This window comes from Entomomonas sp. E7T21, assembly GCF_058693955.1.
The window spans coordinates 1,372,373-1,392,733 of sequence record NZ_CP191672.1 but is presented as its reverse complement, the minus strand read 5'-3'; the positions used below and the strand labels follow the sequence as shown (position 1 = coordinate 1,392,733).

At 34.3% G+C, this 20,361-nt stretch carries 30 protein-coding genes; 14 read left to right on the top strand and 16 right to left on the bottom strand.

All coding sequences use genetic code 11. The annotated features are described in order from the left end of the window. The first annotated feature begins 103 nt into the window (after positions 1-103). Entirely contained in the window at positions 104-745 is a 642-nt protein-coding gene (locus ACQVD9_RS06640; RefSeq protein WP_264745269.1) for a toxin-antitoxin system YwqK family antitoxin, read from the top strand. Positions 746-1,375: 630 nt separating this feature from the next. Beyond that, the gene (locus ACQVD9_RS06635; protein ID WP_264745268.1) at positions 1,376-1,831 is read left to right on the top strand and encodes an OST-HTH/LOTUS domain-containing protein; all 456 of its coding nucleotides are present in this window, start codon (positions 1,376-1,378) and stop codon (positions 1,829-1,831) included. 217 nt (positions 1,832-2,048) lie between these two features. Here ACQVD9_RS06635 and ACQVD9_RS06630 read toward each other — a convergent pair whose 3' ends face one another. From ACQVD9_RS06630 to ACQVD9_RS06615, 4 genes are all read right to left on the bottom strand, one after another. Further along, on the bottom strand, positions 2,049-2,531 hold the full coding sequence (locus ACQVD9_RS06630) for a tetratricopeptide repeat protein (RefSeq protein WP_264745267.1): 483 nt from the start codon (positions 2,529-2,531) through the stop codon (positions 2,049-2,051). A 137-nt stretch (positions 2,532-2,668) separates the two neighbouring features. Further along, the gene (locus tag ACQVD9_RS06625) at positions 2,669-3,514 is read right to left on the bottom strand and encodes a hypothetical protein (RefSeq protein ID WP_264745266.1); all 846 of its coding nucleotides are present in this window, start codon (positions 3,512-3,514) and stop codon (positions 2,669-2,671) included. Between the two features lie 17 nt (positions 3,515-3,531). After that, complete coding sequence (locus ACQVD9_RS06620; RefSeq protein ID WP_264745265.1) at positions 3,532-4,392, bottom strand: pilin; 861 nt, start codon at positions 4,390-4,392, stop codon at positions 3,532-3,534. 44 nt (positions 4,393-4,436) lie between these two features. Then, complete coding sequence (locus tag ACQVD9_RS06615; protein WP_264745264.1) at positions 4,437-5,282, bottom strand: toxin-antitoxin system YwqK family antitoxin; 846 nt, start codon at positions 5,280-5,282, stop codon at positions 4,437-4,439. Positions 5,283-5,470: 188 nt separating this feature from the next. Here ACQVD9_RS06615 and ACQVD9_RS06610 point away from each other — a divergent pair, with 188 nt between their 5' ends. Next, entirely contained in the window at positions 5,471-5,776 is a 306-nt protein-coding gene (locus ACQVD9_RS06610) for a YceK/YidQ family lipoprotein (RefSeq protein WP_264745263.1), read from the top strand. Positions 5,777-5,785: 9 nt separating this feature from the next. Here the strand turns inward: ACQVD9_RS06610 and ACQVD9_RS06605 are convergent, their stop codons facing one another. From ACQVD9_RS06605 to ACQVD9_RS06565, 9 genes are all read right to left on the bottom strand, one after another. After that, on the bottom strand, positions 5,786-6,292 hold the full coding sequence (locus ACQVD9_RS06605; RefSeq protein WP_264745262.1) for an endonuclease V: 507 nt from the start codon (positions 6,290-6,292) through the stop codon (positions 5,786-5,788). Between the two features lie 101 nt (positions 6,293-6,393). Beyond that, positions 6,394-6,651 (bottom strand): hypothetical protein, encoded by a 258-nt coding sequence (locus tag ACQVD9_RS06600; protein WP_264745261.1) that lies wholly within the window; start codon positions 6,649-6,651, stop codon positions 6,394-6,396. Positions 6,652-6,668: 17 nt separating this feature from the next. Continuing rightward, the gene (locus tag ACQVD9_RS06595; protein WP_264745260.1) at positions 6,669-7,013 is read right to left on the bottom strand and encodes a Mor transcription activator family protein; all 345 of its coding nucleotides are present in this window, start codon (positions 7,011-7,013) and stop codon (positions 6,669-6,671) included. A 38-nt stretch (positions 7,014-7,051) separates the two neighbouring features. Further along, the gene (locus ACQVD9_RS06590; RefSeq protein WP_264745259.1) at positions 7,052-7,741 is read right to left on the bottom strand and encodes a replication protein P; all 690 of its coding nucleotides are present in this window, start codon (positions 7,739-7,741) and stop codon (positions 7,052-7,054) included. Then, positions 7,659-8,414, bottom strand: coding sequence for a DnaT-like ssDNA-binding domain-containing protein (locus ACQVD9_RS06585; RefSeq protein WP_264745258.1), 756 nt, complete (start codon positions 8,412-8,414; stop codon positions 7,659-7,661). The genes ACQVD9_RS06590 and ACQVD9_RS06585 overlap by 83 nt, the downstream gene beginning before the upstream one ends. A 575-nt stretch (positions 8,415-8,989) precedes the next feature. Further along, positions 8,990-9,181: a hypothetical protein gene (locus tag ACQVD9_RS06580; RefSeq protein WP_264745257.1), complete on the bottom strand. Its 192-nt coding sequence runs from the start codon at positions 9,179-9,181 to the stop codon at positions 8,990-8,992. A 127-nt stretch (positions 9,182-9,308) separates the two neighbouring features. Then, positions 9,309-9,623, bottom strand: a complete 315-nt coding sequence (locus tag ACQVD9_RS06575) for a hypothetical protein (RefSeq protein ID WP_264745256.1) — start codon at positions 9,621-9,623, stop codon at positions 9,309-9,311. A gap of 101 nt (positions 9,624-9,724) precedes the next feature. Continuing rightward, positions 9,725-10,495, bottom strand: a complete 771-nt coding sequence (locus ACQVD9_RS06570) for an XRE family transcriptional regulator (protein WP_413774143.1) — start codon at positions 10,493-10,495, stop codon at positions 9,725-9,727. A 203-nt stretch (positions 10,496-10,698) separates the two neighbouring features. Beyond that, positions 10,699-11,112 carry a hypothetical protein gene (locus tag ACQVD9_RS06565; protein ID WP_264745255.1) on the bottom strand — a complete coding sequence of 138 codons (414 nt, stop codon included), beginning with the start codon at positions 11,110-11,112 and terminating at the stop codon, positions 10,699-10,701. Positions 11,113-11,460: 348 nt separating this feature from the next. Between ACQVD9_RS06565 and ACQVD9_RS06560 the strand changes: the two genes are divergently transcribed. The 10 genes from ACQVD9_RS06560 (at position 11,461) to lysC (ending at position 15,999) form a co-directional block, all read left to right on the top strand. Beyond that, positions 11,461-11,892, top strand: coding sequence for a hypothetical protein (locus ACQVD9_RS06560; RefSeq protein WP_264745254.1), 432 nt, complete (start codon positions 11,461-11,463; stop codon positions 11,890-11,892). 210 nt (positions 11,893-12,102) lie between these two features. Further along, positions 12,103-12,732 (top strand): hypothetical protein, encoded by a 630-nt coding sequence (locus tag ACQVD9_RS06555; protein ID WP_264745253.1) that lies wholly within the window; start codon positions 12,103-12,105, stop codon positions 12,730-12,732. Positions 12,733-12,869: 137 nt separating this feature from the next. Then, complete coding sequence (locus tag ACQVD9_RS06550) at positions 12,870-13,058, top strand: Com family DNA-binding transcriptional regulator (RefSeq protein ID WP_264745252.1); 189 nt, start codon at positions 12,870-12,872, stop codon at positions 13,056-13,058. After that, complete coding sequence (locus tag ACQVD9_RS06545; protein ID WP_264745251.1) at positions 13,006-13,326, top strand: phage holin, lambda family; 321 nt, start codon at positions 13,006-13,008, stop codon at positions 13,324-13,326. The genes ACQVD9_RS06550 and ACQVD9_RS06545 overlap by 53 nt, the downstream gene beginning before the upstream one ends. Next, positions 13,323-13,742: a structural protein gene (locus ACQVD9_RS06540; protein ID WP_264745250.1), complete on the top strand. Its 420-nt coding sequence runs from the start codon at positions 13,323-13,325 to the stop codon at positions 13,740-13,742. Before ACQVD9_RS06545 ends, ACQVD9_RS06540 begins: the two co-directional genes overlap by 4 nt. Before the next feature lie 207 nt (positions 13,743-13,949). Further along, a complete protein-coding gene (locus tag ACQVD9_RS06535) occupies positions 13,950-14,075 on the top strand; it encodes a hypothetical protein (RefSeq protein WP_264745249.1) in 126 nt (41 codons plus the stop codon). Between the two features lie 133 nt (positions 14,076-14,208). Continuing rightward, positions 14,209-14,799 (top strand): hypothetical protein, encoded by a 591-nt coding sequence (locus ACQVD9_RS06530; RefSeq protein WP_264745248.1) that lies wholly within the window; start codon positions 14,209-14,211, stop codon positions 14,797-14,799. A 135-nt stretch (positions 14,800-14,934) separates the two neighbouring features. Further along, the gene (locus ACQVD9_RS06525) at positions 14,935-15,294 is read left to right on the top strand and encodes a DUF1353 domain-containing protein (RefSeq protein WP_264745247.1); all 360 of its coding nucleotides are present in this window, start codon (positions 14,935-14,937) and stop codon (positions 15,292-15,294) included. A gap of 143 nt (positions 15,295-15,437) precedes the next feature. Continuing rightward, positions 15,438-15,788, top strand: coding sequence for a hypothetical protein (locus ACQVD9_RS06520; RefSeq protein ID WP_264745246.1), 351 nt, complete (start codon positions 15,438-15,440; stop codon positions 15,786-15,788). Beyond that, positions 15,730-15,999: an Rz1-like lysis system protein LysC gene (gene lysC, locus ACQVD9_RS06515; protein WP_413774142.1), complete on the top strand. Its 270-nt coding sequence runs from the start codon at positions 15,730-15,732 to the stop codon at positions 15,997-15,999. The genes ACQVD9_RS06520 and lysC overlap by 59 nt, the downstream gene beginning before the upstream one ends. Here the strand turns inward: lysC and ACQVD9_RS06510 are convergent. The 3 genes from ACQVD9_RS06510 to gshA form a co-directional block, all read right to left on the bottom strand. Then, positions 15,982-16,815, bottom strand: a complete 834-nt coding sequence (locus tag ACQVD9_RS06510) for a DMT family transporter (RefSeq protein WP_264745245.1) — start codon at positions 16,813-16,815, stop codon at positions 15,982-15,984. The genes lysC and ACQVD9_RS06510 overlap by 18 nt on opposite strands. A gap of 76 nt (positions 16,816-16,891) precedes the next feature. Beyond that, on the bottom strand, positions 16,892-17,914 hold the full coding sequence (locus ACQVD9_RS06505; RefSeq protein ID WP_264745244.1) for a DUF4272 domain-containing protein: 1,023 nt from the start codon (positions 17,912-17,914) through the stop codon (positions 16,892-16,894). A 36-nt stretch (positions 17,915-17,950) separates the two neighbouring features. Further along, the gene (gshA, locus tag ACQVD9_RS06500; RefSeq protein WP_319804728.1) at positions 17,951-19,522 is read right to left on the bottom strand and encodes a glutamate--cysteine ligase; all 1,572 of its coding nucleotides are present in this window, start codon (positions 19,520-19,522) and stop codon (positions 17,951-17,953) included. Positions 19,523-19,850: 328 nt separating this feature from the next. On the opposite strand from gshA, the gene ACQVD9_RS06495 reads away from it, so the two are divergent. Further along, positions 19,851-20,360 (top strand): GNAT family N-acetyltransferase, encoded by a 510-nt coding sequence (locus ACQVD9_RS06495; RefSeq protein ID WP_264745242.1) that lies wholly within the window; start codon positions 19,851-19,853, stop codon positions 20,358-20,360. Position 20,361: the final 1 nt, after the last annotated feature.

The following is a 20,361-nucleotide window of genomic DNA, read 5'->3' as shown; positions in this document are numbered from 1 at the left end:
GTATAACTAATTTTACGCAACCCTTCTCCACTAATTCTTTAATTTACTCAACCTTTTCTGTTAGCATAAGTCAACCAAGGTGTGCATAAATGGAAAATTAACTATGATAACTATATTCTCTCGTTTTATTGTTTTTGGCTGTATTGCCTTGCTTATATCAGCCTGTACTCAAACACCTAAACTAGTTGAAAATACTACTATTGCTTATTTTGATGAACGCGGTAATAACATCACTAAACCCTCACCTACAGGTAGCTACCGCCAGCTATTAAAAATTCAATCCAATGGTTATTTAGTGCAGAATTTTTTTGTTGATGGCAAAACTAAGCAGACAGATCCTTTTATTATTCATAATAAAGAAGACCTTACAGCTATTGATCCATTAAGCATTGATGGATTTTTTGTGCAATGGTATAGAAATGGCCAAAAAGCAGGCTCAGGACATTTTATTGTAGGTAAACGCCAAGGCACTTTTACAGAATGGACAGAGCAAGGTATTAAATGGTCAGAAATGCGCTTTGAAAATGACCTAGCCAATGGTAAAGCAAATCTCTGGTATGAAGATGGTAGCAAATATATTGAAGGACAATACCTAGCAGGTAAAGAAGAAGGTGAGTGGAGAATTTGGCAACAAAATGGCCCTATACGTTTTAAAGCAACCTTTGATCAAGGAAAGGTTATCTCAGCAGAAGATGCTAATGGCAAACCTATTAATCTTAGCAAAGATGCTTTTACTGCTCAGTAATTAACTCACCAGCTAAGTTATAATAATTAAAAAACTTAGCTGGCTATTGTTATACTTATCAATGGACTTATTTGTGCTACTCCAAACCATCCCTGACAAAGCTATAAAGATATTTTATCAAAGTAATTTCCTCTTAAGTTATAGCAGCATTTTCTCGTCTTATTTTAAGAGATAGTTACACACACTACGTATAGGATAAACGATACAGGTATGATAGAGAACAACCCTAATACTATTAAAACGCAAGATCTTGCTGAAATGAAGAATGTTTTTGAGCAAAAGTATGGGAGGCTTCTCCTGCGTTTTCAAAGCTATGAACATGTCATGAAAAGATGTGTTTCTAATTGCGAAATTAAAGGACTACTGAGTGATATTCAATCAATAAAAGAAACTAGAGAGAACTATTTTTCTACAAAGACTCTAGGGAAAATCACAAATGAATTCATAAGTAATGTCCTTCTAGATCAGACATCAGCTAACTCAACGGAGGATGACGATGTACCTGATGATCTAGACCAGCCTCATATTCACATAGCGTATAAGCTTGAACTGTCTCCTGAATATCATAAAAGCTTTACCACAGAATTAGAAGAATTAGTCAAATTACGTAATGAGCTGGTACACTGTTTTTTGGAACAACATCCTCTCTCATCAAAAGAAGACTATCAGTTGGCTGCTAGTTACCTAGATGATTGTTCTCAACGTTTTGATCGACATATCCATCCATTCCATCAACTACTAGAATCATTTTCCGATACAAGAGACTTAGCAAGTGAGTTTATAAAAGCACCTGTGATACAAGATTTTTTTCATGGGATTTTACCAAATGGGGAAGGTGTCCGATGGGAGCGTAGTACCATTGTAGCTTTGCTAAAAGATGCAGAAGCCAAACTAAGTCAAGATGGATGGACATCTTTGCAATGTGCTATTGAATATATCAAACAACACGGAGCGGATCACTTACCTAAGAGATACGGTTGTAGCAGTTGGCGTCATGTACTTCATGAGTCTAAACAATTTGAGATTCGTAAAAAGTCCACCAATGATCATCAATCTAGAATATGGTATTGTAGCCATACAAAATAACTATCAATACGTGTCCATCAGAGAACGCATGTAACAAATGAGAACAATTCTTTGGGTAATAAATGTATGTAATTACAACTTATTTATATGGAGCTAATATCAAAAAAATGTCCGCTATTTATTGGCACAAAGCAGCCTGTCAGATTAAGCGTGACTCTAAGCCACACAAGTAGCAGCTCAAATCTGAGCTAATACAACTTGTTAATTAGACAAAGTCTTACTTATTAAGTAACTTAAAAATCTGCATTCTATCTAATTCCTCTTGTGCCCCTTCATGCCCTAACTCAGCTGCTTTTTTAAACCATATTTTTGCTTGCTGCTGATCTTCTTGCACACCCTCACCATTTAGATACAAGTGAGCAATCTCAAACATGGCATTGATATTATTTTGATCAGCCGCTTTTAAAAAATAATTGAATGCTTGTTGATAGTCTTTTTCATCCACAAGAATTAGTCCTGCTTCATACAGTGCTTCTATAACACCATTATCAGCAGCCTTTTGAAACCACTGTAATGCTTGCCCACAATCTCGTTTAACATCATCACTATAACGATAGATGCAAGCAATGCTAAACATAGCATCTGCATTTCCTTTATCTGCTTCTTGTAAGTAATATTGCAATGCTTGTTTACTGTTTTGTTGACTATGGCAATACTGCGCTTTTGTCATAATGTCTGTAATAGACACAATACTATTCATTTGCCTTTCCCCTTAATACAAACTTATAAAATTAATTGCCTAAAAAGCAAATAAATAATCTTTTATAAAGTTTTGCTATAAAACCAAGTTATTGAACTAATATAAATTTATTTTATTTATAAAAATTCTTTAATAACTTATTCCTTTAAAAATAATTGAAATATTAACACAGTAACCATAGCTACTAATACATAATAGCTTATTATAATACCAGCAATACCAATATAACTAATAAATAAATTTGTTAGTGCTATTAGCGCCATATTAGCTAATAACATAACCAGCCAAATAGTAATACTAATCCATAATAGCCGTTGTACTTTTTCTAACCACTTTTTCTGATAAAGTATAGCAATCACTATTTTGATTAAAATAAAAATAGCGATTAATCCTCTATATAGCCACTGCATTATATTTTCATTGGTAATACTTAATAGACCAGCCAAATCAATGCTTAAGGTTTTTAATAGAGAGGGATTTAGATAGCTATCTAAACCAATCATCCAAGCACTAAAACCTACTAGTATGGCTACTGGTGAAAGTTCATAAAAGCCAAATACCACAAAGCGTTTAGTGAGTCTTAATAACAGCCAACAAGTTGCTATCAGTAATAAAATTGCTAATAATGCCCAACTGGTTATGTAATAAATACGACTTGGCTCTGCCATTATTGACCAATAACGTTTACGCCCTACTACATCTATAAATAATGGATCCCAATACTTTAATAATAGCTGACCACAAATAGTTAGTAATATGACAATAATAAAAACACACCATCGTGGATAGGCATACTCACCATTTTGTATACGTGCAAACAGTGATAACAGTAAAACACCTGTCACCAAACAGCTAACTAATGCACCATTAGTTATTAATTGATAAGGAGTTGTTATTAAATACACCGTTAAATAACTAATTCCTATAATTAATCCTATTAACGCTATCAACCACAAAATGGACTGTTTACGACTGTTAATCATCTATTAAAATCCTACAACTACTGACATTGTTTAGGTAAAAATTTAACCGCAGCGTCTGATCCACATTGCCAGTTAAAAATACCTTGTTGATTAGTGGGTATCATTCTTAAAATTAAAGACTTACCCCGTAACTCTGGAAATAGATTTTTTTGATTTTTTAATGTTGCAATTATATCACACCCCTCAACCACAACACTTTCCACAAAAGCACCGGTAATTTCCACTGCGGGTAAAACACCTAAAATCTGATTATCTTTAGGACATTGCCCGTGTTTAATATAATAGTTAGTGAGCAGTTTTTTTTGTTCAAAAGCAAGTAATACAGCTTCATTCATAGGCGCTTTTAGACTAGGAACAGCACCTTGATCACTATAGAGTTTGCTGTACCAAGTGCCTAATGCTAGCACTTGTGGTGTAAGTGCTGTTTGTTGCTGCTCGGTCAATTGACAATCTTTAGCAGGCGCATAACGACTGTCGCCATTAAAGCTGCACTGCCCTGTAAAGCTCTGCTCCTCTTTACCTGAAGTCATCGCCTCTTTAATAGTTAGTGTTTTACCACGTAAGCCTTCTACAATCGTTGCCTCATCCTTATAGTGAATGCTCAACGTACATTGTTTATTAACACTCACACTAGCCAATGGACTATCCTCAAAATAACTAATATCAGGTAGGTTTAGCACCTCAATATATTCTGGGCATTGCTGATAATAGCTGTAATAGTTATGTAACGCATAAGCCACTACACTACCTAACACGAACCCTGTTACAAACTGTTGCTCACCTTTATCTTGCACAGTCAGTGGATTAACAGCAGCCCAACCATTGCTAGCTACTAATATACAATTTGCCACTATTATCAAATATCGAATTAGTCCCATTTTTCACTATCACTATAATTATTCTGTTTATTTAAATCAGCCGCTTATAGTTTCTGAGGCCACAATATATGGCCATTTTTATAACGATGGGTATAAAGTAATTTACCTTGTTTATCCCATCCTTTTGCCTCTCCTATTATTTCTCCTTCTTTATAGGTTTTTTCTGAAGCAAGTTGACCATTATCATGCCATGTTTTATACACCCCCTCTAACTTACCATTAAGGCGTGTATATTGCTCTGCAAGTTGGCCATTCTCATGCCAATAATTCACTGTACCAGACTCATAGTCATCCTCATAGTTAGCTTCATAAGCGAGTTGACCAGACTGATACCATTCTTTATAACTACCTTGTAAGTCACCGTCTACATAAAAAGACTCTTCTTCTTTTTCTCCAGTTTCATACCAAATAGTGTAACGCCCTTGTAACTTACCCTCTTTATAAAAACTTTCTGAATATAATGGGCCTGAGCTATACCAAGTTTGATAGATACCCTCTAATTTTCCTTGCAAATAGGTTGCCTCAGCTTCTTTACTGCCATCGCTTTTCCAGTAAGTAATTTTTCCCTGTATACTTTTTGGTTCCCAATTATAGGCATCTTTAACATCTGTTAAGATAATTGGATTTATTTGCTTAACATTATTTTTTGTATAAAAATCTTGAACTTGGTAACTATCTGTTTTATTTACTCTAAGTAGTTTGCGGTAGTACATACTTTCTGTGCGTGCATACGTGCGCTCTCCATGCTTTTTAAAATAGGCAATAACCATCCCTTCTTTTGCTTTTAACTGTTGCCATGCTTTGTTATCATCATTTTGAGCCATAACCAATGAGCTAAACAGCACATATAAGCCAATGATTAATTTTGTATACCTTTTATATGACAACATCTGTACGATCCTTCACTCACTACTTAGCACGATGTAAGTTTAGCTGATTTACAATCATTATAAATAACAATATTTATTGTACCTTAAAATAAATTCTATTTAAGACTATTCGACCTTTGATTATACTGCTAAAGGTGATGAATTAATGGATAATTAAGAAAATAATTTAAAAATAGAGTAGCCATTTTATGCGCATTTTTTTACACACTCTTTTTATAATAATAGCTTTATCACTAGCGGGATGTGCTAGCTCTATTACTCATGGTGTTAATTATTCTTCAGGTAATTATGAGCCACCTTTTTATCCTGGCATTGCAGCTGATGCTAAGATTATTAACGAAGGCGTGCAATGTACTTGGTATGATGATTGTGCCAACCGAGATACAGCCATGATATCTTTAGCACCTTTGGCTGTATTAGATTTTCCTTTATCTTTGATTTTAGATACTTTATTTGTGCCTATAGATGCCATTATTTACTACAATCATAAATAAATGGCCTTTTTATATGTGTCGACAAAGCCTATCCACTTCTTTTAATAAGGTAGGTAGCCGATAATCTCCATGCATTCTTTTAATAGCCTGTTTTGCCTGTTCTAGCTCAATGTCTACTACAGTCACATAAAGTGGTTGATGACTTTGCCCCCGCAACACTTCACACTCCATAGGTGTACCTGCAAATTGAGTTTTTGCTACCCCAATAATAGGAATAGTTTTGTTCTGTGCTCCCAGTGCCTGATATAAATGCATGCCTAACCCTGCTTTTTTCTCTGCACCTAACGTAACATAACCGTCAACAATAATATAATCGATAGGTTCAGTGATCACACTCAATAATTGTAAAATGCAAGGTAGTTCTCTTTTATAAAACTGTCCAGATTCATAGGCAGCTACTTGTGTGCAACGTTCAATGATAACACTTTGTGGCTTTTCATCAGACCAATCATTAAAAAGTACCCCTGCCGCATTAGCTTGCTCTTGGAAGTAATAAACATCTATCGCTAGCAGCATTATTAATCTCTTTCATCTTATTAAATACGTCTTGCACATTATTGCTCTCATTGGTATTCAAAATACTCTTGACCACAATAGTTAATTTTACTTGCCTAATATTAACCCATTTTGAAATGGTAACTCCACCAAGCATCTTTACTAATGCCTGGTAGGTCAGTACGAGAACCTCCTGTTACACTACACCATAGCTTCACTAATTTTTCACCATCACCATGCTTTGGTTCTGCTCCTTGTTTCCAGCCTACAATAGTAGGCTTAGGCACTTGAATTATATTAGAAATGGCTTGCAGTGAAAGGTTAAATTTATTTAAATCACAAATCACTCGAAACCAATCAGTATCACAACGTTTAGACATTTTACATTACCTCTTTGTTAGTTATTGATGGTATCTGTTTGTTGTTGCTTATTGCGTAAATAGTCTCTGTTCCAACGGTATAGAATATTTTCAGAAATTTTATATTTACGTACGATTTCGGTACTATTACGACCATTAAACTCTGCTAAAATCTTGGTTTTTAACTTTTCCATATAGCGTTGAGGATTCATTGGAAAAACAATTGAAAGCCCTCGCCAATTTTCATAAAGGTTAAAAGTAATCTCTTCAGCTTTTTGTCCAGCTTCATTTTCAGTCAATCCCGTTTTCATCAATTCAAATTTGATATTTTCTGCTAGCTCACTAAAAAGTTCATTTTTACGCTGTGCTTGAATGGATGCCATTGTTGTGCTACTCCTTTTATTCAATCAATATGCTTGTACTAGTGACGCTTAATACCTAGTAATGCTAAACAAGTTGCTCTTGCGTTCTGTTCATTAATACCTTGTTGTTTAATTCGTTGTTTAACTCTGTCTTCTAACTGCTGCTCAACTGCTTTAAGAATACAATCAGCTGTGTTATTTAATTTCTTTTCAACTTCTTTAAGTGATTTACCTTTGGTAAAGTTTTCAGTTACTTGGATAAAGTAATATTCAAAACGTTTTTTAAGAGAAAGATTGTCATAACTCGCCTGCTTTAACTCAAAAATACCAGTTAACTCCGCTGCTGCTTTAATAACTGGGTGACTATAACTACCTATTAATGCCTCTCCCCATGCTAAATCCAAACAAACTAAGCCATCTACTCGTTTACTTAGCTGCATAAACTCCTTTAATTTCGGTGGAAATTCACATTCCAACACCATGCGATGCAAACCATTATTTACCTGATTAGTGGTTAACTCTTTAATACCAGTTAACCAAATGCGTTTTGCTACCTGCTCACTTTTTTGATCACGGTAATATTTCTCATACCACGCTGGATAAGTGGCGCGTATCGTGGTAAAGACTTTATTCACATTCATCATCGCTTGTTGACTCTCTAAGGCTTCACTCTGATAACCAGCTAAAGTCGGTGGCTGTTGTGCTGATACTTCCAGTGGCTTTTTGAGCAGATCGCTTAGTTTTTCCATAATACTTTTCTCGGTTTAAGGCATATTGGTAAGACTGTGCTAAAGCGTGATACCACTGTTGTTGCGTTTTTTTAATATCAGATTTGCTACACCAGAAACACACAAACTCTTGTAGAACTGCTTGTGGAATTTGTTGTTGCTCAAGGGTTACTCCTAGTTTTATCAAGTAATTAGAAAAATCTTCAGCTGGTTGCCAATCTTCAAACATAGTAAAAGTTTGATCCGTTTGTTTTTCTAAATTACTCTTAGAGAGAGTATTTATTTCTGTATCTTTTTCTTTATCTGTATCTTTCTCTTGTAGTTCAGTTGCGTTCGTTTGTTTTGTTGATTGTTTTTTTCTACTTTCTCGCCACGCTTTTGCCCTTTCGGCTGAACCATCTTCTTTCAATGGTTGACGTTTACTCCAACCTATTAGTTTATTGCCTTTTAATAGTCTTCCTTGCATTGCAGTAAGAATTGCTTTTATTTCTTCTGGTTTTATATCTAAAGCACTGGCTAAATCTTCTTCATTTATTTGTACAGTGCCTCGCTCTTCTGATAGAGAAGCCACAACTAATAAATGAATATAGGTTGCCATTACTGTAGCAATTGGCTGTTTAGAAAGTCTACTAACAGTACGCCACTTAGGATCATTGGGCATATCATGCCAGAGTCTTAACCATTGATTTGCCATTTAACACCTCTTAATTATTAAATTACCTATAAATTATTTACTTTCATCTATTTACCTATATAAAATATAGGTAGCCAAGACAAACGAATTCACAACTCAAATGAATTGATATACAAACAATATAATGATTAAAGTAAGATTTAAAATACTCTTTTAAATCGGAATACCTATATTATAGTTATAGGTAAACAGATATGCAACTATTTTTTTATAATTTTATTTTGTTGCATTAATGCTAAAACGTCCCCTCTTATCCTGAATAAGGGATGATTAATGTGAAAAACTGGTTAAATTTTGCTACTTAGTTTTTCATCTATTAGCTGAAGGGAAAAAAGCCTATTTAACTAAAACTTATGCAAAGGCATATCAATACTTTTGACTGGCTGCCGATGAAAATAATGCTATAGCTCAAACGATGGTAGGTAGCTATTACCAAAAAGCCTTTATGTTAAATAAGACTATAATCAAGCATTAGATTATTTTTTAAAAGCAGCAAAACAAGGGTTTTATCTCTACTCAAAATAATGTGAGTTATTACTATTTAAATGTTAGTAACAGATGAAATAAGCTTAATATCAATTCTCATTAGTTGATTTAATAAAATTCTTGATCCCTTGTTTAACAATGTGTTCCATAAATGCTATACCTAATTGCTGAGCCTCAGTAAATGTGTCTTTATCAGTTCCTTGCAAAGGTGGTATTGCTTCCATAATAAGACTAACATTGCCATTATCATTATCAACAATTCTTATAGTTACTTCTGCCATGATAATTATCTCCTTAGCAATTTTTGATTATTTTTAAATTTTGTGATGTGATTATAATTTTTATATCTATCAATAAAACTGATCTTAGCTAATATTTTATTAGATTATTAAAAGATATAAGTATTTATTAAAGAGAATAACATCTTGCCACTACTTGATAAGCAGCTTGATAAATATTAGGACGAAAAACCGTTTGATATATTCTTGTTACTTCCTGCCAGTCTTGACGTTCAATGGCCGCATAGAGATAAACATCTGCTGTTTCATGCTCCCCAACTAAGCCATTAATGGCCTGAGCTGCTACTTCCAACTCATAGTCTTTACCAGTAACTAATTGGCAACTACAGGTCGTTAATAGTTTTTTAACCTGTTCAGTAATATAGTTATCTAAAGTATTTTCTGATGGTAAAGCTAAATCATAGCTTATTTGTCCATTTAGCATACTTATTTACTCCCAATGAGATCACTGAGAGCAAGTATATAAGGAAATATTAATAAAGTAAATAGGTATACCTATATAAATATAGGCACTATTTTAATTTATTAAAGCAGTACAGAGTACCAAAATACTCGACCTAATACTTTAATATCTTTAAGGTCATAGGTTTCATCTTCATATTCTTCACGATTAAAAGAACGAACACGCACTTGGCCATTTGCTAATCGATAAAGTAATTTAACCCGTAACAGTTCATCATCAATAGCGATTGCATAAATTTTACCATCAACAATGGCTGTATTTTCTGTATCAACCCCTACAGTAGCACCATCTAAGATAACAGGCTCCATACTATTACCTTTTACTGTCACACAAACTATTTTATTAGGATTAATTCCTTTATTACGAAGTGTACTTTTACCAAATCGTAATTTAGTTCTGGTATGACTTTCTGTAATCGCAAACTTACCTGATCCTGCTGCAAGTTCTACCTCTTTCAGGAATGGAACTTCTGTTTCATCATCTTCCAATGGAGTATTATCATCCCACGCTTCTATAGGTAGCATTTCTGGATGAGTTAATAATTGAGGATCTGTAGTGTTTTCTTCCAAGTTAGTATGATAATAACGACCTTGTTTCTCAGCAGTCTTTACGATTGTAGAAGAATTAACCATATTATCTTGACCAGACTCTAGCCAAAAAGCATCTACGCCACAAGCTCTCGCTATGGACGCAATATAAGATGTTGACTGTGACTTACCTGTTTCTAATTCAGAAAGCGAAGGTTGTGTAATACCAATTTTATCAGCTAATTCCTTTTGGCTTAATTTGGCGTGTTTACGTGCTTGTTTAATACGATCTTTAAGTTGCATCATAACCTTTTCCTATTTTAAGTAGGAATACCATCAGGTGAAATATAAACATAGCTATTTTATAGGTTAAAATAGTCAGGATTCCATATTATAATAGTATATCTATATTCAAATGTCACGCATTTTCATAAGCATACTGATAATTTAACCTATTAATTAGGCATATCTATTTTTATTTTATAGGTTCTATTGGTATTTTTAATAGATTAATCGCTAATACGAGGATCTATCCATAACCGCCAGCTAAGACATAAAAATAATGTAGTAACCACTGTTACAATTAAAATAATAGGCACATAATCAGCTTTAACAGATAATAACTGACAGTAAATAAACTCTAATACAACACCTACCAATACAGTAGCTATTATAAAAATAGGCATAGGGAGACGATTAAAGTAAGCCATAGAAAAACCTGTAATTACCACAGGAATACCTGCTAATAGACTACCCGCAACAGCTGCAATAAAAGGAATAATAATAATACTTTGCAATATACTGACAAAACCTTTATTGCCTTGCATAAAAGCCATTATCTGTACAGGTACCATCATTAATAAAGTGGCAAACAATAAACCAACAACTACAAAATATGCTGTTGAATAAAGATATTTCTTCACGTTGTACTTATTTCCATAACTTAAACTTATTAATATCATACACTGAAAACCACAATAAATCTTTCTAATTAGAATACTTTTACTGAAGGTATCTATTTCTCATCTTATAAAAATATATTTCTGTTTGTAACAAACATACATCAATAATTCCTTAATAATCAAATGTATAAAGATATTCAAACAAATATTATTCAAACGCATGTTTGCTTACTTACTATAATATGTTTATTATTTTAAAAAAACTTAAATAGCGAATACTGAAAATGGGTATGCTATAGGGGAGAAAATAAAATGGATAACATAAAAAAGATAATACTAATTACTACCCTTATTTGTAGTAGTATAACTATGAGTTATAGCAATTCTTGTTATACAGATATAGGTACTTGTGGCAATACTGAACAACCAGTTATTAATATCACAACAAAAAACTCAAATAATGGTTTTTGTATAGAGTATTTTGACGAAAACAAAAAACGTAATATGTATTGCTACTCTACTGCTTCAAACTTACAACTTAATAGAGCAACAGGGAATACTAATTCATATATTAGAGCAGTACAAGGAACCACTTATACTTCTGTGCCAGCATCTTCTAGCAGTAATTACTCTAGAAGTGATAACTATTCTGGAAATAATTATAATTATTCTGGAGGCGATACCTATATATACTATTATCCTGATCGTTTTCAGGATGATAATTATTACCAAGACTATCGCCCTAAAAATCAAAATGTAACTTTACCTAGTGCAAAGATAGGAAAAAAATCTAATAAATAGTGGAGGTCTTAGTCCTTAAAAACCTTAAACATCGCTATACAACAAATGTACCATTTTATGGTTTAAATTAGAGGAAACCTAAATAAAGTATATGAAAAAAAAGACCAGATCAAACATATGTTTGCTTTCCTAGCTAAAGTATTTATTATCCTAAAAAAATACTTTAAAATTAAAATGACATATATAACCCATTTTTTGGGGGTAAATAAAATGAATCAATTACAGAAATTAACATTTACCATTGCCCTTGTTGCTATGCCAATCAGCATAGCCTATAGCAGTCCTTGTTTTACAAATACAGAAGATGGTTGTGGGAGCAATAACGAAAAAATCATTCATGTACAAACAAAAGATACAAATTTTGGCTTTTGTACCGAATACTTAAATAATAACAATAAAAAAGTTGTTCGTTGCCACGCTAATCTTTCAGAAGAAGAAAAACTAATTGCTCAGGAAAAAGTAATTGCTGCTGCTCAAAAATCTACAGAGACAACTAATACCCCTGTGCATAACTATAACTTTAGCTATACTGTTGCAAGTAACTCAAACCAAACAAATAACAATTATAATGCTGGTTATAGTTATGGTTATAATTATCGTAATAATTACTACCCTAACTATTATTATGGTAATAACTATCATCGTCCACCACACCACGACCACCAACGTCCACCTAATAAAAACCAAAATGTTACATTACCCTCTGCTCCTATTGGTAAAAATAATAATAACGTTACTCCAACAAAACCTAACAATAACAGCAATATGCATAGGCCACCTAATCACCGGTCAGGCTCGCGTTCCTCACCACGGGCTACTTTACCTAGTAAAAAAATATAATACATATACTCACTAAAGGCACATAACAATGTGCCTTTTTTTATGCTCAAATTCTTATGCTCAAACAAAAAGAATTCTCCCTTCTCTACTAGCATAATAGTTTCTCAAACAACTTCTAAAAGTCTTGGGAAAAAACGATGCTAAAGGAATTTCGTTGTAAAAAATGTCACAAATTATTAGCCAAAATTAGTGATTATTCAGAAGTAGAAATTAAGTGTAATCGTTGTAAACAAGTTAACTATTACACCCAATCTACTAAACAGGAAACACAACATGCCAAACAAAGACCCATCATTCTTACAGATACTGTGCATAGCCATGACTGAAAGCACTACATTGCAGGGTGCGATTATGGCCTCCATAATCGCCATGCTACGTGTTCTCTATGATGATAAAAATACTAAACCTACCAGAGTGATGCTGGAAGCACTTATTTGTGGTGCCTTATCACTATGTATTACTAGTTTAATTGAAATATTTAGTCTTCCTGATAGTGCTGCTATCACCATTGGTGGTGCCATTGGCTTTATTGGTGTAACAGCGCTCAGAAATTTTATTTTAAAAACGATTAATAAAAGGATGGATGACCAATGAGCCTACCTAGAGGTATTAGAAATAACAACCCTGGCAATATTCGCTGGGGTAGTAACTGGCAAGGATTAGTTCCCCAAGACAAACGTACTGACAAATCATTTTGTCAGTTTAAAGATTCAATTCATGGGCTGCGTGCGATGGTGAAGATTATGTTCACCTATCGAGATAAATACGGATTAAATACAGTGGAATCAATCATCCATCGCTACGCCCCACCTAATGAAAATAACACTCAAGGCTACATTATGCGTGTTTGTACAACACTAGGTGTCTTACCAAAGCAAACAATAAACCTCAGTAATTCAGTACTCATAGAATTAGTGCGAGCCATTACTGCAGTAGAAAATGGTAATCTCTATTATCATTACTACAGCACAGAGCTTATTGAGCGAGCTATTGAACTTGCTAAAAATTAATTTTTCTTGCTTTAGTAAAAAGAAAAATAACTTAACTACTTTTAAAATGACACCAGAATTACTCGATAGTCTTCTTAAACTTGAAGAAATATGGAGATTTATGGCCCAGTAACACAATTTGTATCGTCTGTACATACTGATATTGGTCCACGCTTACAAGAAGAATTAGATGCACTAGGCGAATAGGGTTGGCAATACATTAGCCATATGCCACCAGTAGAACATCCTGTATTCGCAATGGGAGATTATCCTGTAGCATATAGCTTTGATCGCATGGGTAATCCTCAAACAGACTCAGAAGAACACTTTAACCAAAAAGGCAAAGAGTCTTGAAAATATGTAGGAAGTGGTTTTAGAGTCAACCTATTTATGAAATAACCAATATCCATTATTTATAAAAATTACTTTTAATTTTTAAGGCTAACAATTGTTAGCCTTTTTAATCACTAAAACTTTAAGGGAAAATATGAATACATTAACAACGCTTCAACAATCTTTAAATAATCTTAAACAAATTTACCAACAACAAAATATCCAAACTAATAACTTACCCATTGTTAGACAAGGTGTTTTTAACTACAAACCTATATCAAAAGGCCATAACATTATTTTTCATGACATTATTACTGCTATAAATAGTACACCTGTCACAATTACCAGTGATCAATACGTTAGTCTATTACTCTATGTAAATGCAAAAAAACACCTTACAGCACAACATATTTCAAAAAACAACATGGCTTATAAAGATATATTAGAGGAGCTAGAAAGTAGAGGTTTAACTACTGTAGACTTTATTAAAGTTCTTTATAAACTAATGGACACAAATTTATTAGCAGAAGAAGAGAAACAATTTTTTGATACTCTAAATATAAATAACAACACATTAGTCACCAAATACCAACAAGGTAATAAAGAAATTTATTTCTATGAAAATATTGGTTCAAATAAAGATCAATACCATATTGTTATTATCCAAAACCAACAAGTAAATACATTTATCATCAAAAGTGATAAAGCATCTGCACAAAAAACACTTTTCGCAATTCGTGCCTAATCACACCCAAGAGCAACTAGATTGCCTTTCTTTTAAACCCTTTTTTTCTTGCTACAGCAACAATCTAATCCCTATCTAGACTATTAAACTAACCATCATATTAACCATTTCTTAGTTAACTTAGGGGTAAATCTGATGCCTTTCTTAAATGACTTAATCCTTAAAGTAGTTCCTAGTGGTACATGGCAACTAGCCGAACCACTAACCTATGACCATCCCAAATATGGTCTTATTAATGTACCAAGTGGTTTTACCACTGATCTTGCAAGTATTCCACGCATTGCATGGCGTATTGTTAATCCAAGTACTTCTGGAACACGTCGCCCAGCAGTAATACATGACTACATCTATAACCACCTAACTAATCGTTTTGGTAGAAAACAAGCAGATAAAATCTTTTATGATGCGCTAAGAGAATGTGGTACTAACTACCTACTAGCCAACCTTATGTATTACGCTGTACGTATTGGCGGTAAAGGAAGTTGGCAAGATTAATAACTATTGATTGTGTTTTAGAATAGCTCTCTACAGTAACTATTCTTACTCAAACCAAAATAAATAACACACAATTTTTCTGATAATAACACTCTGAGTTACTTGATAACCAAGGGCTAACAAACAAGCGCTCGGAGCTGCTAATGCAAAAGCTACTCAACTACCCAATTATTGGTTTAATCATCATCTTATTGTTACTTATCATCTACACATCCATAATCAAAAATCAGCGTGACAAAATACGTAACGAACTTAATCAAGCAGAACAACAAATAGATCAGCTGGTACAAGTCAATAAAAATCTCAATGGAGCTATTGATCTACTCGAGAAACAAGCACAACAAAATAGAAATTACATTAACGATTTAGAGCAAAAACGCTTAGCAACACAACAGCAAGCAAAACAACTAACCCAGCAGTTCAAAAGGCAACAACATGAAGATAAAACCATTTATAACTGGGCTAATCAGCCTATTCCTGATAGCCTGTACTGATAAACAAATTATCACTGAAAGCCAAATTATAAGGCTTACCCCTCCAGTAATTACAGCTTGTGAACGTCTATCCATTAAAGACTGCCAACCAAAAACCAATGGTGAACTTTATGAATGTGCCCTTATAATCAGCAAAAACCTTGCGCTCTGTGCAGACCAAACTGATGCATTAATTAACTGGCAAAATGATAATTCAACTAGCCAACCTTAATGTTACAACACCTATCACAATGACAAATACCATCAACCAACGCAACAAAGAAATTTTCTCTTTTAGAAAAAGGGCAGCAATCGCAATAGCGAATAAAATAGAAGTTTCACGCAACGCTGCTACGATGGTGACAGGCGCAAAATTCATGGCCCACAATGCTAATCCATAAGAACCCACATTACCTACACCACCCACCAAAACCAACTTATAATGTTTATACCAATAACACAAAAACTGCAGGCGCTTAAAAAGAACAATCCATAAAAACATAGGAATTGCTGCTAAAAAAAATAGCCATAAAATATAACCTAATGTAGTTCTTGCATAACCAATCCCTCGGCTATCCATTAAAGTAGTACAAGCCAGTAACAAAGCAACCAATAAAGCAATCATCAAACCACGATAATTAACTGACTTCCCTAAAGACATCCCTACAATACCACTACCAATTAAACCAATACCTACCCATGTTATAAGTGATAAATGCTCACCTAAAAATAAAGTCCCAATAGTTGCTACTAACAACGGTGTACTACCACGCATAATAGGATAGGTCTGGCTAATATCTGCTATACGATAAGCATTAGCTACCAAGACAACATACACCACCTGCAACAATACAGAACTACCTAAAAATGGCCAACTCTCCTTAGCAGGCAATGGCACAAATGGTAATACACAACCACTTATACCACCAGCAACACAAGCAACCATTAGCGCAGTAAACAGCTTATCATCTGCCTGCTTAACAATAGTGTTCCACGTAGCATGCAAAGCAGCCGCAAATAATAAAACAAAAAAGATGGATAAAGGCATGACTAACTAGCCAATTAAAAAGGACCTATCAATTTAATACAAACATTATGTCAATGGTATGACAAAATAAAAAATATCAAGTAGGCGTATCTACATCATCCCAATCAGCGTTTTCAAAACAAGTTAACCAATTTAAAGCATGATGGCGCTCTTGAATAACGCCCTCCATAATAGAAGCAGGCAGTTGCTTCTCCTTAATTCGAAAATCTCGTGCTATCCAATGCAAACGATAATGTAAATCTAAAGCATCCAACAACTCACTGACCGACCTTAAGGTCACTGTAGTAATTCCCTGTTCACTAAATTGCATGCCTTTTTCTACTAATGATGAAACATCACAAACACTATCAGCAAAAGGCAATTCCGCTTGCCAATTAATAGCCCACTGCAAAGGCAACAAAGCCTCATAGCGCCAAGACATATTAACTATATCCTGCTCTGTTGGCTGCTTACTATGAATAAAATCACGTTCATTATCTGATAAAGCTGCTACCCCCATTGGACAGCGTTCTTCAAACTCCATAGGGTCAATAGCTTCATCATCTCGAAAACTTTCAGCTTGAATAGAGGTTAACATCACAGCCAAAGCACGTTTAGCTACCTCGTCAGGGGTTCTTAATACTACCTCAGACTCAGCTACTACAGGTGGCAAACTAATCGGCGTATGTAATCCCAATGTCTCTAAATACTGCTCAGATTTTGCTTTACGCTGCAATGCTTCTGCTGGATAAGGTACATCTGCATCCAAATCAATATTACCATCAGGATATTGTAAAACCACCCCATTAGGATTACGGATAGTACCATCAGGCATATACACGATTACATTAGCCTGCCAACCCCATGCCGCAAACTCATTCAGTTTATCTTCCTCAATTTCAAAACTAAACTGATGCTTAACCCTTTGAATATGGCGATACAACGCATAACGACGCGCATTCATCTGCCCATCACCTGCTTGCATCACATAACCTATAAAACCATTAAGATGTTCCATCAACTCAGGATCATCCAACCCACGCTGATTTAAACGCTCACAAGGAAAATGAATAGCTGGCGGATTAGTTACCGTAGAATAAGCATTTACCAATATTGACATCTCAAACCTCGCTATACTAATCCAGACACACAACTATTAAACGTTATTTATATATTCAGCAATATACTCATCTAACGTTTGACTACTCTCTTTTTCCAACGCTTCCTGTTCAGCTATTGATTGCTTAGCCAAATCCACATACTGTTGCTTAACCGCTGCATCTAAAGACTGTTTCTTAAAGTTTTCACTATGAATTTTACTTTGCTGTAATGAAAACTCCGCAAAACTTAATTGCTGTTCTTCCATAGCAAACATCACCTGTGCAGAAGGCAATAAATTAGGATTTGTCACCTTAGCCTGCTGTACCAATACCGATAAACTATGCTTATCAGTACCACATGCCTTATCAAGCAACTCTGCTGTTTTTGTGATATCAGCTAACAACTCTTTAGCCCACTCTGTTAGTGATATATACTCATCGCCACGCTGTAACATTAAGCCTGGTTTACGCCCCTCTTTCACAGTGGTTAAGAAATTATCAGTTGCTAAACGACATTCTGTTTGAACAATTAAAGGACTTTCTTGAATAGCACAATACAGCAAGAAGCTATTTAAGAAATAACTGGTGGTTTCATCAATACCCAATGGCATAAATGGATTAATATCCAGACAACGCGCTTCCACATACTGAATACCTGCACGACGTAATGCTTGAATAGGACGCTCACTGCGTTTCACCACACGCTTAGGACGAATACTCGAATAATACTCATTCTCTATCTGCAAGATATTAGTATTTAACTGAATCCATTCACCATCCTTTTTAGTACCTATCTTCTCATAGGCAGGGTAAGGCGTTTTAATCGCCTTATTTAAACTATCAATATAGGTTGATAAATCATCATAACAAGGTGTTAACCCAGATTGAGCATTCGACTGATAGCCTAAATCACTCATCCGCAAACTAGTGGCATAAGGTAAATAAAACGTATCTTTATCAAACTGCTGTAACCTATGGTTAGGATAATGCGCTAAAAAACTAGCATCTAATGCGGGCGAAGCGCCAAACAAATACATTAACAACCAGCTAAACCGTCTAAAGTTACGGATTAACGCAATATACTGTGCAGACTGATAAAACGATATATCCTGCTTATTTCCCTCAGATTCTTGCAGAATTGGCCATAATGCCTCAGGCAAAGAAAAATTATAATGAATCCCAGCAATACACTGCATGGTTTTACCATAACGTACAGCAAGACCACGGCGATAAATATGACGTACTTGCCCAGCTAAAGAAGTACCAAAATAAGCAATTGGAATATCCTTCTCATCAGGTAATGGGCAAGGCATCGATGAACTCCACAATAACTCATCTTGCAATGATTGCCCCACAAATGCGTGAGTATCCGCTAAATCTTTAATTGTCTTTGCTGTGTCAGGCTCTGCTGGCGTAATAAACTCCAATAAAGCCTCAGAATAATCTGTAGTAATTTTTTCATTAGTTAAAGCAGAGCCTAGTACTACAGGATGAGGTGTTTGTGCTAACTTACCCTCTGAAGTCACCCGCAAACTCTCTCTTTCAATACCATGTAGACATTGATTAAGTAGTTTTAAAGGTACTGCCTCATGCAACAAATTTAGACGTTCTGTAAATAGTTGACTCACAAAAAACCTCTCTGAAAAGCCTCTGTTACTAAGCATAGCTAACGCCTTTGCCACTTCAATAGCAAAATAACTATCGCTAAAAACCAAACCTTAAGTATAAAACAAATAAAGGTCTGTAATATAGCAAAAACACATTAATTATCCGAAAGATTAATTATCTCAAACTACCTTCAGCTTAATAAAAAAACTAAAGACCCAACCTAATCATTTGAAATTAATAAACTATTTAAAATAATAGACTTTATAAAACTGAACGTTGATAAAGGCAATAATATTTATTACTATGAGAATTATATAAAACAATAATCCTTCACATCTGGTATTGCCGATGCTTATCAAAAAATGTAATGTAGAAGACATCAATGCTCTACAAACTGTTGCTCAACAAACTTTTTATGAAACTTTTGCAGCTGTTAATACAGAACAAGATATTCAAGACTACCTAACCAATGTATTAAGCCAAACAGCATTAAAACAACAACTAAACAATCCGCATTCATCTTTCTACCTACTACAAATGAATAACCAAATAGCTGGTTACTTAAAACTGAATATAGAAACAGCTCAAACTGAAGACGATGACCCAACAGCAATGGAAATAGAAAGAATCTACCTACTACAAGCTTTTCAAGGTCAAAACTTAGGACAGATACTCCTCAACAAAGCAATAGAACTAGCCAAAGAGCAACAAAAATCTTATATTTGGTTGGGTGTTTGGAAAGATAACAGCAAAGCACTAGCCTTTTACAAAAAAAATGACTTCTACAAAACAGGTGAACATAGCTTTTTGCTAGGTGATGATAACCAAACAGACTATATATTACGCAAAGACCTATAAG

What these genes read in the sequence shown, in the direction of transcription:
- ACQVD9_RS06620 (WP_264745265.1), bottom strand. Translation starts at nt 4,392, where the DNA reads ATGGGACTAATTCGATATTTGATAATAGTGGCAAATTGTATATTAGTA.
- ACQVD9_RS06630 (WP_264745267.1), bottom strand. Translation starts at nt 2,531, where the DNA reads ATGAATAGTATTGTGTCTATTACAGACATTATGACAAAAGCGCAGTAT.
- ACQVD9_RS06540 (WP_264745250.1), top strand. Translation starts at nt 13,323, where the DNA reads ATGAGCCTACCTAGAGGTATTAGAAATAACAACCCTGGCAATATTCGC.
- ACQVD9_RS06600 (WP_264745261.1), bottom strand. Translation starts at nt 6,651, where the DNA reads ATGTCTAAACGTTGTGATACTGATTGGTTTCGAGTGATTTGTGATTTA.
- ACQVD9_RS06595 (WP_264745260.1), bottom strand. Translation starts at nt 7,013, where the DNA reads ATGGCATCCATTCAAGCACAGCGTAAAAATGAACTTTTTAGTGAGCTA.
- ACQVD9_RS06615 (WP_264745264.1), bottom strand. Translation starts at nt 5,282, where the DNA reads ATGTTGTCATATAAAAGGTATACAAAATTAATCATTGGCTTATATGTG.
- ACQVD9_RS06505 (WP_264745244.1), bottom strand. Translation starts at nt 17,914, where the DNA reads ATGTCAATATTGGTAAATGCTTATTCTACGGTAACTAATCCGCCAGCT.
- ACQVD9_RS06585 (WP_264745258.1), bottom strand. Translation starts at nt 8,414, where the DNA reads ATGGCAAATCAATGGTTAAGACTCTGGCATGATATGCCCAATGATCCT.
- ACQVD9_RS06530 (WP_264745248.1), top strand. Translation starts at nt 14,209, where the DNA reads ATGAATACATTAACAACGCTTCAACAATCTTTAAATAATCTTAAACAA.
- ACQVD9_RS06605 (WP_264745262.1), bottom strand. Translation starts at nt 6,292, where the DNA reads ATGCTGCTAGCGATAGATGTTTATTACTTCCAAGAGCAAGCTAATGCG.
- ACQVD9_RS06580 (WP_264745257.1), bottom strand. Translation starts at nt 9,181, where the DNA reads ATGGCAGAAGTAACTATAAGAATTGTTGATAATGATAATGGCAATGTT.
- ACQVD9_RS06570 (WP_413774143.1), bottom strand. Translation starts at nt 10,495, where the DNA reads ATGATGCAACTTAAAGATCGTATTAAACAAGCACGTAAACACGCCAAA.
- ACQVD9_RS06625 (WP_264745266.1), bottom strand. Translation starts at nt 3,514, where the DNA reads ATGATTAACAGTCGTAAACAGTCCATTTTGTGGTTGATAGCGTTAATA.
- ACQVD9_RS06525 (WP_264745247.1), top strand. Translation starts at nt 14,935, where the DNA reads ATGCCTTTCTTAAATGACTTAATCCTTAAAGTAGTTCCTAGTGGTACA.
- lysC (WP_413774142.1), top strand. Translation starts at nt 15,730, where the DNA reads ATGAAGATAAAACCATTTATAACTGGGCTAATCAGCCTATTCCTGATA.
- ACQVD9_RS06535 (WP_264745249.1), top strand. Translation starts at nt 13,950, where the DNA reads ATGCCACCAGTAGAACATCCTGTATTCGCAATGGGAGATTATCCTGTA.
- ACQVD9_RS06545 (WP_264745251.1), top strand. Translation starts at nt 13,006, where the DNA reads ATGCCAAACAAAGACCCATCATTCTTACAGATACTGTGCATAGCCATG.
- ACQVD9_RS06590 (WP_264745259.1), bottom strand. Translation starts at nt 7,741, where the DNA reads ATGGAAAAACTAAGCGATCTGCTCAAAAAGCCACTGGAAGTATCAGCA.
- ACQVD9_RS06575 (WP_264745256.1), bottom strand. Translation starts at nt 9,623, where the DNA reads ATGCTAAATGGACAAATAAGCTATGATTTAGCTTTACCATCAGAAAAT.
- ACQVD9_RS06550 (WP_264745252.1), top strand. Translation starts at nt 12,870, where the DNA reads ATGCTAAAGGAATTTCGTTGTAAAAAATGTCACAAATTATTAGCCAAA.
- ACQVD9_RS06640 (WP_264745269.1), top strand. Translation starts at nt 104, where the DNA reads ATGATAACTATATTCTCTCGTTTTATTGTTTTTGGCTGTATTGCCTTG.
- ACQVD9_RS06495 (WP_264745242.1), top strand. Translation starts at nt 19,851, where the DNA reads ATGCTTATCAAAAAATGTAATGTAGAAGACATCAATGCTCTACAAACT.
- ACQVD9_RS06510 (WP_264745245.1), bottom strand. Translation starts at nt 16,815, where the DNA reads ATGCCTTTATCCATCTTTTTTGTTTTATTATTTGCGGCTGCTTTGCAT.
- ACQVD9_RS06520 (WP_264745246.1), top strand. Translation starts at nt 15,438, where the DNA reads ATGCAAAAGCTACTCAACTACCCAATTATTGGTTTAATCATCATCTTA.
- ACQVD9_RS06555 (WP_264745253.1), top strand. Translation starts at nt 12,103, where the DNA reads ATGAATCAATTACAGAAATTAACATTTACCATTGCCCTTGTTGCTATG.
- ACQVD9_RS06560 (WP_264745254.1), top strand. Translation starts at nt 11,461, where the DNA reads ATGAGTTATAGCAATTCTTGTTATACAGATATAGGTACTTGTGGCAAT.
- ACQVD9_RS06610 (WP_264745263.1), top strand. Translation starts at nt 5,471, where the DNA reads ATGCGCATTTTTTTACACACTCTTTTTATAATAATAGCTTTATCACTA.